At 74.3% G+C, this 11,937-nt stretch carries 9 protein-coding genes; 4 read left to right on the plus strand and 5 right to left on the minus strand.

Annotation, left to right across the window (positions count from 1 at the left end; genetic code table 11):
• Position 1: 1 nt before the first annotated feature.
• The 3 genes from N5875_RS04285 to N5875_RS04295 form a co-directional block, all read right to left on the minus strand.
• On the minus strand, positions 2 to 958 hold the full coding sequence (locus tag N5875_RS04285; protein WP_338491936.1) for a sugar kinase: 957 nt from the start codon (positions 956 to 958) through the stop codon (positions 2 to 4).
• A complete protein-coding gene (locus N5875_RS04290; protein WP_318209302.1) occupies positions 955 to 1,638 on the minus strand; it encodes a bifunctional 4-hydroxy-2-oxoglutarate aldolase/2-dehydro-3-deoxy-phosphogluconate aldolase in 684 nt (227 codons plus the stop codon). Before N5875_RS04290 ends, N5875_RS04285 begins: the two co-directional genes overlap by 4 nt.
• Positions 1,639 to 2,822: 1,184 nt before the next feature.
• A complete protein-coding gene (locus N5875_RS04295) occupies positions 2,823 to 3,728 on the minus strand; it encodes an SMP-30/gluconolactonase/LRE family protein (RefSeq protein WP_338491938.1) in 906 nt (301 codons plus the stop codon).
• 164 nt (positions 3,729 to 3,892) lie between these two features.
• Here N5875_RS04295 and N5875_RS04300 point away from each other — a divergent pair, with 164 nt between their 5' ends.
• Positions 3,893 to 5,170, plus strand: coding sequence for an ROK family protein (locus N5875_RS04300; RefSeq protein WP_318209304.1), 1,278 nt, complete (start codon positions 3,893 to 3,895; stop codon positions 5,168 to 5,170).
• A gap of 104 nt (positions 5,171 to 5,274) precedes the next feature.
• Here the strand turns inward: N5875_RS04300 and N5875_RS04305 are convergent, their stop codons facing one another.
• Positions 5,275 to 6,045: an IclR family transcriptional regulator gene (locus N5875_RS04305; protein ID WP_318209305.1), complete on the minus strand. Its 771-nt coding sequence runs from the start codon at positions 6,043 to 6,045 to the stop codon at positions 5,275 to 5,277.
• A 275-nt stretch (positions 6,046 to 6,320) separates the two neighbouring features.
• Between N5875_RS04305 and N5875_RS04310 the strand changes: the two genes are divergently transcribed.
• The 3 genes from N5875_RS04310 (at position 6,321) to N5875_RS04320 (ending at position 9,731) form a co-directional block, all read left to right on the plus strand.
• Positions 6,321 to 7,475, plus strand: coding sequence for a mandelate racemase/muconate lactonizing enzyme family protein (locus N5875_RS04310; RefSeq protein WP_318209306.1), 1,155 nt, complete (start codon positions 6,321 to 6,323; stop codon positions 7,473 to 7,475).
• On the plus strand, positions 7,472 to 8,506 hold the full coding sequence (locus N5875_RS04315) for an alcohol dehydrogenase catalytic domain-containing protein (protein WP_338491940.1): 1,035 nt from the start codon (positions 7,472 to 7,474) through the stop codon (positions 8,504 to 8,506). The genes N5875_RS04310 and N5875_RS04315 overlap by 4 nt, the downstream gene beginning before the upstream one ends.
• Positions 8,507 to 8,696: 190 nt before the next feature.
• Complete coding sequence (locus N5875_RS04320; protein ID WP_318209308.1) at positions 8,697 to 9,731, plus strand: LacI family DNA-binding transcriptional regulator; 1,035 nt, start codon at positions 8,697 to 8,699, stop codon at positions 9,729 to 9,731.
• Here the strand turns inward: N5875_RS04320 and N5875_RS04325 are convergent.
• Entirely contained in the window at positions 9,721 to 11,913 is a 2,193-nt protein-coding gene (locus tag N5875_RS04325) for a glycoside hydrolase N-terminal domain-containing protein (protein ID WP_338499087.1), read from the minus strand. The two genes, N5875_RS04320 and N5875_RS04325, sit on opposite strands and share 11 nt — an antisense overlap.
• Between the last annotated feature and the right edge of the window lie 24 nt (positions 11,914 to 11,937).

Here is an 11,937-nt window from a genome sequence, read left to right on the forward strand (position 1 = left end):
CTCAGCGACTGATGTCCTGGGCCGCGAGGAGGCCGAGTTCGGCGCGGCGCGGGAGGCCCTCCCAGTCGCCCGGGACGGAGACGGCGAAGGCGCCGGAGAGGGCGGCCAGGCGGAGGCGCTCCGCGACCTGGGCGCCGTCGAGGACGGCGGCGAGGTAGCCGGAGACGAAGGCGTCGCCCGCGCCGACGGGGTCGACGGCCGTGACGGGCACGGCCGGCTGGACGTGGAGTTCGCCGTCGGCGACGGCGAGGGCTCCGTCGGCACCGAGCTTGAGGACGGCCTGGGCCGGCCCCAGCCGGGTGAGGGCGCGGGCCATCCGCTCCGGCGTGTCCTCGTCGACGAGGAGGGCGGCCTCCTCAGGTCCGGCGAAGACGATGTCCGCGCACGGGAGGAGCCGGGCGAGGACATCGGCGGCCTCGGCTCGGCTCCAGAGGCGTTCGCGGTGGTTGACGTCGAAGGAGACGGTGACCCCGGCGGCGCGGGCGAGGGCCACCGCGTGCTCCACGGCGGCGCGCGCGGATTCGCTCAACGCAGGGGTGATTCCCGTGACATGCAGGACCCGGGCTCCGGTGAGCTGCGCCTCGTCGAGGTCCTCGGGGGCGAGCCGGGAGCCCGCGAGGCCGGCCCGGTAGTAGCTGACGCGGAGCCGGTCCGCGGTGCGGCGCTCGCGGAGCATCAGACCGGTGGGCGCGGCCGGGTCCGTACGGGCGGCGGTGACGTCGACGCCTTCCGCGCGGAGACCGGCGAGGACCATCGCGCCCGCGGCGTCCTCGCCGACCCGGCCGGTCCAGGCGGCCGGGTGGCCGAGCCGGCTGACGCCGATGGCGACGGTCGCCTCGGCACCGGCCCAGCCCAGGCGGAGGGGCGCGCCCGGGGCGAGCGGTCCGGGGCGGGTCGCGGCGACCACCGCCATGGCCTCGCCGAGGGTGACGAGGGCGGGCGGATTCGCGGCGCTCATCGGCGTATTCCGTCGAGCAGGACGGCGGCGCGCTCACCGAGGGCGGTGAGGGAGCCGCCCTCACAGGCGTCGCCGACGAGAGGACCGCCCATGCCGAGGGCGGAGGCGCCCGCGGCCAGATAGGCGGAGGCTTCGGTGACGCCGATGCCGCCGGTCGGGACGAGGGGGATGTGCGGCAGCGGGGCACGGACGGCGCGGAGGTACTCGGGTCCGCCGGTGGCGGCGGGGAAGAGCTTCACCATCGTGGCCCCGGCCCGCCAGGCGGTGAGGATCTCGGTGGGGGTGTAGGCGCCGGGGAGCACGGGGACGCCGAGGCGGGCCGCCTCCGCGATGACCTCGCCGGAGATGGTGGGGGTGATGAGGTACGTCGCCCCGGCCTCGACGGCGGCCTGCGCCTCGGCGGGCGTGGTCACGGTCCCGGCGCCGAGCGCGAGTCCGGGCGGGGCGTCGGCTGCGTACTCGCGCAGGGCGTCGAGGACGCCGGGGGTGGTGAGCGTGAACTCGGCGGCGCGGATGCCGGACGCGAGCAGGGTGTCGGTGACTTCGGCGAACCGGGTGGCGGAGGTGGAGCGGAGGATGGCGATGACGGGCACGGAGTCGAGGGCGGCACGAAGGCCGACGGCGGCCTCCGTCGGGGCGAGCCCGTCGGGCGGGGTGGTCGCGGTGGGCGGATTGGTCATGGCCTGTGCTTTCTCGTGGGTACGGGGTCGGGGGCTTGGCGTGCTGGTGGCATGACTCAGCGCGCCGATGGCCGATCGGGAGCGTGTGGTTCGGCTTCGGCGAGCAACAGCTGACGTGGGTGGGCGAGGGAGAGCGGACGAGCATCGCCGGTCTCGCTCGTCGGCGAACCGGCCGGCGTCGGCCGACGGGCGTCGGGTGTCGGGTGTCGGGCGCCGGGTGTCGGGCGTCAGGCGACGGGCGTCAGGCGTCAGGCGTCAGGCGTCAGGCGACGGGGTGTCGGGCGCCGGGCGCCGGGCGTCAGGCGACGGGGTGTCGGGCGCCGGGCGCCGGGCGCGAGCTGACAACCCGCCAGGCGGGACGCGTCAGGCGGACGCGCACGCGGGTGGGCGCGGATCTGGTGGGGCGGGCGGTGGGGGACGGCCGGATGCAGAGGGGACCGAAGGCGGGCAGGCGGATCAGGCCCTCCTGCCGGTCGTCTTGCCGGTCGACCGGCAGGGACAGCAGGACGACCGGCAGGGACGGCAGGACGGAAGGACAGCGGCACGGAATGGCAGCAGGGCGGAAGGGCAGCGGAACGGCAAGGCCCCAGACGACGGGACGGCATGGGCCAGCGCCGCCGGGGCGCCCACAGGGCGCTCGCGCGGGCTACGCGGGCGCGGCGGGACCGGCCGCCAGGGCGTGGCGGGCCGGCCCGGCTCCGGCCGTCGGCCGCGCGCCACCGCGCGCGTGCGCAGGCCCTACCGCCCGACGCCCCTCCCGGCTCACCGCAGGTAGCGCGGCACCGACGACCCGACGTCGCCTCGCGGGCCCTTGAGCCCCAAGTCGTCCTCCGTGGTCCGCCGCGCATGCGCGGGGCCGACGGCCCGACGTCGCCGTACGGGCCCTACGGCCCGATGTCGTCCTCCGTACTCCGCCGCGCATACGCGAAGCCGACGGCCCGACGTCGCCGCGCGGCCTTACGGGCCCGATGTTGTCCTGCGTGCTCCGCCCCGCGTGCGCAGAGCCGACGGCCCGACATCGTCCTCCGTACTCCGCCGCGCGTGCGCGGAACCGGCGGCCCGGCGGCCCGACGCCCCCCGCTCCACGCGCGCGTGGAGCCACGGCCCCACGTCGCCGCGCGCGGCATGCCCCCATCGCGGCACAGCGCCCGGCTTCCGATGACGGCCCTACCGCCTCCCCGGCCTCAGCGGTCGGCGTACGGCACGCTCGGCAGGCCTCTCGCACCCGGGCGGCAGACGAACAGCCGCCCCGCGTCCGGTTCCGCCCGGCGGCGGGCCTCCGGCAGGCCCTCCGTCGCCGTCGTGATGACCAGGACGTCGAGGTCCGGTCCGGCGAAGGCGCAGCTCGTCACATGGGAGGCGGGCACCTCCACGCGCGCGTGGAGGGCGCCCTCCGGGGTGAAGGCGAGGACTTCGCCGCCGCCCCACACCGCCACCCACACCCGCCCCTCGGCGTCCACCGTGAGCCCGTCCGGCACCCCTCGGTCGAGGACCGCGAACGGCCTGCGGTCGCTCAGGGTGCCCGTAGCCACGTCGTACGCGAAGACGTCGACCCGGCCGGTCGGGCTGTCCGCGTAGTAGAGGAGGGTGCCGTCGGGGCTCCAGCCCAGGCCGTTCGAGATGGTGACCGATTCCAGGAGTGTGGTGAGGCCGTCGCCGTCGAGGCGGTAGAGCACGCCCGCGCCGGGGCTCTCGTCGTACGCCATCGTTCCGGCGAGGAGCCGCCCCGCCGGGTCCACGGCGGCGTCGTTCATGCGGCGTGGCAGGCCGTCCTCGGGCAGTACCGGCGCGGCGACTTCGACGGCCTCCGCGACCGGTCGGTCCGCCTCCAGCCGGAGGACGGACGTGCCCGCTGCCGCGAGGAGGGCGCCCGAGGCGCAGGGCTGGACCGCGCCGACCGGACGGTCGAATCGGAGCGTCGATACGGCGATCAGGTCCGGCTTCGCGTCCTCGTGCGTCAGGGCGGCCCTATGGACGAGGCCGTCGGGTATGTCCACCCAGAGCAGTTCCTGGCGCCGGGCGTCCCAGACGGGCCCTTCCGTCAGGCGTCCGGGCAGGGGGGAACAGGGCTGGGCCCTGAAGTGCTGCATCTGGCCTCCTCGGTGTTGTGCCAGTGGCGCGACACAAGAAAAACTACGGGTTCGTCTAACGGTTGTAAATATCCCGCCCCACGCTTCTTCCAACCCTTTGAATAAGATGCCGGGCACGGGTCGCCGTACCCACGCACGGGCCCTGCGAGCGGAGGACAGCACACATGATCAAGCGGACGTCCCAGGACATTCGCCGTCTCAACCGCTTCGAGGTCCTGCGACGCTTCTACGCGGGGGCCGGTGCGATGAGCCGTCAGGACCTCGCCGCCGCAACCGGCCTCTCCTTCGCCACCGTCGCCAATCTGACCTCCGAGCTCCTGGAGGCCGGCGTCCTCGTCGAGGCGGGGCACGAGGGCTCCAGCGGTGGCCGGCCCCGCGCTCGGCTCGCTGTCAACGCCGACCGGGGCGCGCTGATCGGCGTCGACATCGCGGAGACCTCGGTCCACGCCGAGCTCTTCGACCTCGCCCTGGAAGTCCGCCACTCCGTCGAGCGGCCTCTTCCCCCGGGGGACGTCCGGCCCACCGACGTGGTCGAAGAGCTCGCCGCCTGCGTCGAGGAGTTGCTGCGGGTCTCCGGGGTGTCCCGCGCGCGCGTGCTCGGGGCCGGCGTCAGTGTGCCCGGCATGGTGGAACGCGAGGGCGGAGTCTCCTCCTTCTCCCCCTACTGGTCCTGGCACGAGGTACCGCTCCGCGCCCTGCTCGACGAACGCCTCGGGCTGCCCCTCCGGCTCGACAACCCCCTGCGGGCCAGCACCGTCGCCGAGTTGTGGTTCGGCGCGGGCCGGGAGGTGGACGACCTCGTCGTCCTGACCCTGCGGGCCGGTGTGGGCGCGGGGATCGCGATCGACGGACAGCTCTACCGGGGATTCACCAACAGCGCCGGCGAATGGGGTCACACCTGTCTCGCGATCGACGGCCGGCTCTGCACCTGCGGCAACCGGGGTTGCGTGGAGGCGTACGTCAGCACCCGGGGCATCGCCCGGACCTGGCGCGAGCTCGCCCCCGGTGACGAGCGGGCGGCCGGGCCGGACGACGCCGCCACGGTCGCCGCTCTCGCGCGCGCGGCGGCGGAGCGCGACCCGGCGGCCATGGAGGCCATCGACCGCACCGGGCGCTATCTGGGGGCGGCGGTGGCCAATCTGGTCAATCTGCTCAACCCCCGGGCCCTCATCCTCGGCAACCAGGTCGTCGACCTGCTGGGAGAGCGCCTGCTGACCGCCACGTACGAGGCCGTCACCCGGCACGCGCTGGCCCTGCCGCACCGGGCGGCGGCGCTGCGGCGCAGCGCGGTACCGCACAACGCGGTCACCCGGGGGGCGGCCGCCTTCGCACTGGAGGGCTTCCTCGACGACCGGGAGGTCTTCGGCCCGGTCAGCCGGATGCGCCAGCCCCGGGAACGACGGGAGGGCGGACGCTCCGGGCCCTCCGGTGCGGAGTCCTGAAGCCGGGGCGAGCTCTGAAGCCGACATGGCGGAGTCCTGAAGCGGCGTGGCAAAGGCCTGAAGCGGCGTGGCAAAGGCCTGACACCGGTGTGGCGATCCGGGGTTCAGCGTGCGGCCCGGTACCCCAGCCGCTCCGCCAGCCGGCTCGCGCCCTTCACGGCCAGCGCCGTGAGTTCGTTCTCGCGGTCCTCGCTCCAGCGGTGCACCGGTACCGAGACGGACAGCGCCGCGACGACCCGGCCGGTGCGGTCCCGTACGGGCGCGGCGACGCAGCTCACGTCGGGGTTGGACTCCTGTTGTTCGCCCGCGACGCCGAGGATCCGGATCTCGGCGAGCGCGGCGCGCAGCGCGTCCGGGTCGGTGATGCTGCGGGGCGTCATGCCTGCCAGGTCGTACCCGTCGAGGCGTTCGTCGAGCTCGGCCTCCGGGAGGGTCGCGAGCAGCATCTTGCCGACGGCCGTGCAGTGGGCGGGCAGGCGGCGTCCGGCGGCGGAGACCATCCGTACCGCGTGGGTCGAGTCGACCTTCGCGATGTAGATGACGTCCATGTCCTCCAGGACGGCCACGTGGACCGTCTCGCCGCACGTGTCGGCGACCTCGCGCGCGACCTGGTGGCCCTCGGCCGCGAGGTCGAGCTGCTCGGCGTACCGGCTGCCGAGCTGGTACGTGCGGACGCCGAGCCGGTAGCGGCCGGGCTGTTCCGGCACCGGTACGAGGTAGTTGCGGGCGGTCAGGGTGGTGACCAGCTCGTGCGTGGTCGTGCGCGGCAGCTGGAGTCTCCGGGTGATCTCGGGGGCGGACAGGGTGCCGTCGCCCTCCAGGAAGAGCTCCAGTACGTCGAATGCCCTGGTCACCGCCGGAACGAGTCGTCCCATGGGTCCCCCACCTCGCCTCTGTCCGTTCGATATACCGTGCCACGACCGAAATCGCGAACAGAGACTAGCGGCGCGCTCCACGGTGGGCAACGGTCCGTCGGGGATCCCGCCACGGGCGGGGCGGGTGGCCGCGCGCCCGTTGACACCCCGGCGGGCCGCTGCCTACGGTCACGCCGATCCATCGAACGCGATTCGGCATGTCGAACGAACAAGTATCCCGCACATCCCGCACATCACGTCTCACTCCACGTCCGCGTCCCCGGGGAGCAACCACCATGCGCATCACGGGAATCACCACACACGTCGTCGGCACGCCCTGGCGCAATCTCACCTATGTGCTCGTCCACACCGACGAGGGGCTGACCGGTGTCGGCGAGACCCGGATGCTCGGGCACACCGACGCGCTCGTCGGCTACCTCCGTGAGGCCGAGCAGAACCACATCGCCGGTTCCGACCCGTTCGCCGTCGAGGATCTCGTACGGCGCATGAAGTACGGGGACTTCGGGCGGGCCGGCGAGATCGTCATGTCCGGCATCGCGGTCGTGGAGATGGCCTGCTGGGACATCAAGGGCAAGGCCCTCGGCGTGCCCGTCTGGCAGCTGCTGGGCGGGAAGGTGACCGACCGGGTGAAGGCGTACGCGAACGGCTGGTACACCACCGAGCGCACCCCGGAGGCCTATCACGCGGCGGCGCGCGAGGTCGTGGCGCGCGGCTACCGGGCGCTGAAGATCGACCCGTTCGGGACCGGTCACTACGAGCTGGACGCCGAGCGTTCGCGGGAGGCCGTCGCGCTGATCGAGGCGGTACGAGACGCTGTCGGTCCGGACACCGAGCTGATGGTGGAGATGCACGGCCGCTTCTCCCCCTCGACCGCGGTCCGGCTCGCCCGCGAGCTCGCCCCGTTCCGGCCCGCGTGGCTGGAGGAGCCGGTGCCGCCGGAGAACCTCAAGGCCCTGTCGAAGGTCGCCGAGAAGGTGGACCTGCCGATCGCGACCGGTGAACGGATCCACGACCGCATCGAGTTCAGGGAACTCTTCGAGTCGCAGGCCGCCGACATCGTGCAGCCCGACGTCGGTCACATCGGCGGCATCCTGGAGGCCAGGAAGCTCGCCGCCACCGCCGAGACCCACTACGTGCTCGTCGCCCCGCACAACGTCGGCGGTTCGGTGCTCACCGCGGCCTCGCTCCAACTCGCCGCCTGCACACCGAACTTCAAGGTCCTGGAGCACTTCAACGACTTCGCGGACGCGGAGATCAAGAAGATCGTGCGCGGCGCGCCCGAGGTCGACCCCGAGACCGGTTGCTTCACGGTCTCCCACGAGCCGGGTCTCGGGGTGGAGTTCGACGCGGAGGCCGCAGCCGCGTTCCCGCAGCAGCGCGCCCGGTTCGACCTGTGGGCAGAGGGCTGGGAGAAGAGGCAGCCGAAGTGAACCACGCCTCCTCCGCGGCCGTGAGTCGCGCCGTTCTCGTCGAACGGCCCGGCGTGCACCGGCTGATCGAGCGGGAGGTCCCCGTCCCCGGCCCCGGCGAGGTCCGCGTGCGGGTCGCCGCCGCGGGGATCTGTATGAGTGACCGCGAGGTGTACGAGGGCCGCCGCGCCCCCGGTTACGTCCGCTACCCGATCGTCCCCGGTCACGAGTGGTCCGGCACGGTGGACGCCGTCGGCACCGGAGTCGATCCCGCACTCCTGGGCCGCCCCTGTGTCGCCGAGGGCTTCCGGTCCTGCGGCCGCTGCGAACGCTGCCGGTACGGGGAGAGCAGCCTCTGCACCGCCGGATACGCCGAGACCGGCTTCACCGAGCCGGGTGCCTTCGCCGACCACCTCCTCGTCCCCGCCCGGCTCCTCCACCCGTTGCCTGACGATGTGGACCTCCGGGCCGCCGCCCTGCTCGAACCCGCCGCCGTCGTGGCCGCCGCGGTAGGGGCGGGCCGGCCGCGCCCGGGGGAGCGGATCGCGGTGGTCGGTGCCGGAACGCTCGGCCTGCTCGCCGCCCAGTGGCTCGCCGCGTCCTCCCCCGCCGAACTGGCCGTCCTGGACCCCCGTACGGACCGGGCGGCCGAGGCCCTGACATTCGGCGCGAGCCGGGCCCTCGCCCCGGCCGACGCGGACGGCGAGACCGGGCGCTTCGACCTCGTCGTCGAGACCGCCGGGGCGCCCACCACGGCCGCCTCCTCCTGTCTGCTGGCCCGCCGGGGCGGCCGGGTCGTCCTCACCGGCATGTTCACGGCGGGCGCCGCCGGGATCGACCCGGTCCACCTGTCCGTCAGCCAGCTGGAGATCCGCAGCGTCTTCGGCGCGTCCTCCGCCGCCTGGGCCGATGCCGTCCACGCCCTCGCGCTCGGCCTGCTCGACCCGGCGCCGCTCATCACCCACGAGTTCCCCCTAGAGCGGTTCGGCGAGGCGCTCGCCCTGGTGGGCGGCGGCGCCTCGGACACGGGCAAGGTCCTCCTCCGTCCCTGAGGAACTCTGCCCGTTCACCGACTCGTCGTTTCGTGTTCGTCGAAGCGCTTCGATCTTCTTGTCCCACTTCTCTGGACACGTCAACACACCCGCGTTACGGTCTCGCTGAGCCGTCGAAGCGATCGTTCGAGTGGAATCGTCGAAGCGATTCGCATCGCCTCACCTCAGTCACGGCCCGCGGGGAGAACGGATGGTCACGCTTGCCGAGGTCGCCCGGCACGCCGGAGTGTCGGCCAGCACGGTGAGCTACGTCCTCAGCGGCAAGCGCCCCATCTCGGACCCCACGCGGCGGCGGGTGCGGGCCAGTGTCGAACAGCTCGGGTACCAGCCCCACGCGGGCGCCCGCGCGCTCGCCAGCAGCCGTTCGCGGATCATCGCCCTGATGGTCCCGCTGCGCACCGACATGTACGTGCCGGTGATGCTGGAGATCGCGGTCGCCGTCGCCACCGCCGCCCGCGCCCATGGCTACGACGTACTGCTCCTCACCGGCGAGGAGGGCCCCTCGGCGCTCCGCCGCGTGACCGGCAGCGGGCTCGCCGAGGCGGTCATCCTGATGGACGTCCAGCTGGACGACGAGCGGCTGCCGGTGCTGCGGCCGGCGGGCCCGCCGGCCGTCCTGGTCGGGCTGCCGTCCGACCCCGCGGGGCTGAGCTGCGTCGACCTGGACTTCGCGGCGGCCGGGGCGCTGTGCGTGGAACACCTGGCCGACCTCGGGCACCGGGAGATCGCGGTCATCGGCGAGTCGCCCGGTGTCTACGCGCGCCGTACGGGCTTCGCCGAGCGCACCCTGCGCGGGCTGCGCGACCGGGCTGCCGAGCGCGGGGTCCGGCTGCTGCACCGGCCGTGCGAGGGCGGTCATGACGCCGTGGCGGGTGTGCTCGCCCGGATCTTCGACGAGCGGCCCGGGGTCAGCGCGTTCGTCGTGCAGAACGAGACGGCGGTCGAGCCGCTGCTCGCGCTGCTGCGGCGGACCGGCCGAGCCGTGCCCGAGGACGTGTCGGTGGTCGCGGTCTGCGCCGACCAGATCGCCGCCCAGGCCTCGGTGCCGCTCAGCTCGGTGGCGATCCCCGCGCAGGAGCTGGGCCGCAGGGCGGTGGAACGGCTCGTCGCGGGGCTCGCCCGGCGGGAGGGGGCGGACACGGCCGCAGTCGAACTCCTGACTCCGGCGCTGACCGTACGGGACAGCTCGGGTCCCCGTCAGCCCACGGCCGGGTTCAGGAACTGACGACGCGCTCCTCGCCCGCGCGCAGGGTGAGCCGGGTCGCCCCGGCCGGGGTCCGTACGTCGATCTCGGCGTCCCGGTCCGGGCGGAGGACCGCCCGGTACGCCCCCGGCGACCACGTCAGGTCGACGCGGGCGCCGAACCGGGTCCGTACGCCGTGGAGCCGGCCGCACGGGCAGCGGGCGGGTGGTGCGGGCAGCAGTACGAGCCGCTCGGGCGTGGACTGCACGAGGGACTCGACGAGGAGCGCGGGCAGGGTGTGGGCGGCATCGGCGTTGTAGACGTCGCGGGCCGGGTAGTGCGCGCTCATCAGGGAGTCGTGGAAGTAGTCGCCGGTGAGCACGCGCGCCAGGGCGTCCTCGGTGCGGGTCGCGTCGCCCAACCGGGCGGCCACCAGGCCGTGATGGAGGTGCCCGTGGGCCGAGTCGTTCTCGCTGCCGCGGAGTTCGAGGGCGCGCCCGGCCGCCGCCGCGAGCTCGGGGGTGTCGTAGGGGTTGATCTCGTCCAGCGGCCAGACGGGGTAGAGGTGGCTGAGGTGTCGGTGGTCGTAGCGGTCGCCGAGCCCCGGCCGGGCCCACTCGGCGAGCGCGCCCTCATCGTTGACCCGGTAGGGCGGGAGGCGGTCGGCGAGCGCACGCAGCCGGGCGGCGTCCGCGCGGGGCGCGCGGTCGGCCGCGGCGCGCAGGGCGTGCCGGGCGGCGGCGATGTCCATGGTGGCGTCGACCGCGCCCCAGCTCCCTCCGCGAGGCCGGTTCTCCGGGGAGTACGAGGGGACGACGACGATACGGCCGTCGGGTCCGGTCCGGGTGAGGAAGTCCTCGTAGAAGAGGGCGAGTTCGGCGAGGAGGGTCGAGGTCCTCGGATCGCGCCGCCCGCTCGCCTCCTCGTGGTCGAGCAGCGGCTTCAGGAGCCAGTCGGCGCCCGCCGTCCACAGATGGAGGGGGTACTCACGGCTGAAGTGGTACGTGTGCCCGGAGGCGCCGTCGGTGTGGGAGGGGGCGACGATCCCCCGGGCTCCGAAGATCGCTCGGGCGTTGTCCCTCCAGTCGGACAACTGGCCGTGGAGGAGGTCGGCATGAGCTGTCGTCACCTCCGGCAGGTCGGCCGCAGCGGCGGAGGCGGTCTGGAGGTTGAGGTTGGCGTTGGTGGTGAACGCCCCGGACCAGGCCGTGTTCCAGTCCCCGGTCCAGAGCCCGGTGAGCCGCGGCGGATGCGAACCGGAGGAGGAGAGCAGGTGGTGGCGGCCTGCCGCGAAGAGGCGTTCGAGGAGAGCCGGGCTGTGGGGACGGCCCAGGAGGACGGAGCCGGGGAGGGCCCGCTCGGCCTCGTCCGCACCGAGGTCGAGCGAGACGCGCCGGTAGGCGGCGCCGTGCAGGGCGGTGTGGCGGGCGAGCAGTCGGGCGCGGAGGGCGGCGAGGTCGTCGCCGGTGGCCAGTGCCCGCAGGTCGTCGGCCTCCCGGGCCGTGTCGAGGTCTCCCTCGTGGCGCCGCACCCGGGTGAGGAGGAGCAGCCGCCCCGCCCCCTCGACGCGGACGCCGCCGGCGGTGACCGTGGTGCGTCCGGTGTCGGTGAGCAGGAGGGTGATGCCGGTGTAGCCGAGCGGGCTGTCCGGGTAGCGGGCCCGCAGGGTGAGGACGGTCTCCCGGCGCACGGTGGCGACGCCCCGGCCCGCGCCGAGCTCGGCGGGGACGCCGGGCAACCGGTGGTCGAGGTCGATGTCCACCACAGGACCGGGCGTGGTCACGTACTGGACGAGGACGTCGTCGGCGCGGGAGACGAAGACCTCGCTGCGGCGCTCCCCGCACTCCCCGGTGACCACTCCGGTGGTGAAGTCCACGGCCCGGTGGGCGGGGAGGGCGGGGGTGCCGCTCGTCCGTCTCCGCACCCGGGTCCGGAAGCCGGGGTGGAACGGCTGGACCCAGCGCAGCGGGCGCCCGTCCGTGAACCGTTCGGCGGCCGTGGTGTCCCCGGCGAGCAGGGCGTCCTGGAGGGCGGGGAGCGCTGCGGCGAGCTCGGGCGGCGCGGTGTCGGCGGGCGGGTTGTTCGGCCGTACGAGGGTGTGGTGGGTGACGATCACCCGGTCGTCCTCGGGGTCGCCGAAGACCAGGGCGCCGTGCCTGCCGTTCCCGGCGAGGAAGGCGTCCTCCCAGCGGGCGGCGGGCGCGGGCTCCCAGGTGCCGTGCATCACGGGCGCTCCCCCGCCACGGGG

The organism is Streptomyces sp. SJL17-4, assembly GCF_036826855.1.
GTDB lineage: Bacteria > Actinomycetota > Actinomycetes > Streptomycetales > Streptomycetaceae > Streptomyces.

What these genes read in the sequence shown, in the direction of transcription:
- N5875_RS04285 (WP_338491936.1), bottom strand. Translation starts at nt 958, where the DNA reads ATGAGCGCCGCGAATCCGCCCGCCCTCGTCACCCTCGGCGAGGCCATG.
- N5875_RS04290 (WP_318209302.1), bottom strand. Translation starts at nt 1,638, where the DNA reads ATGACCAATCCGCCCACCGCGACCACCCCGCCCGACGGGCTCGCCCCG.
- N5875_RS04295 (WP_338491938.1), bottom strand. Translation starts at nt 3,728, where the DNA reads ATGCAGCACTTCAGGGCCCAGCCCTGTTCCCCCCTGCCCGGACGCCTG.
- N5875_RS04300 (WP_318209304.1), top strand. Translation starts at nt 3,893, where the DNA reads ATGATCAAGCGGACGTCCCAGGACATTCGCCGTCTCAACCGCTTCGAG.
- N5875_RS04305 (WP_318209305.1), bottom strand. Translation starts at nt 6,045, where the DNA reads ATGGGACGACTCGTTCCGGCGGTGACCAGGGCATTCGACGTACTGGAG.
- N5875_RS04310 (WP_318209306.1), top strand. Translation starts at nt 6,321, where the DNA reads ATGCGCATCACGGGAATCACCACACACGTCGTCGGCACGCCCTGGCGC.
- N5875_RS04320 (WP_318209308.1), top strand. Translation starts at nt 8,697, where the DNA reads ATGGTCACGCTTGCCGAGGTCGCCCGGCACGCCGGAGTGTCGGCCAGC.
- N5875_RS04325 (WP_338499087.1), bottom strand. Translation starts at nt 11,913, where the DNA reads ATGCACGGCACCTGGGAGCCCGCGCCCGCCGCCCGCTGGGAGGACGCC.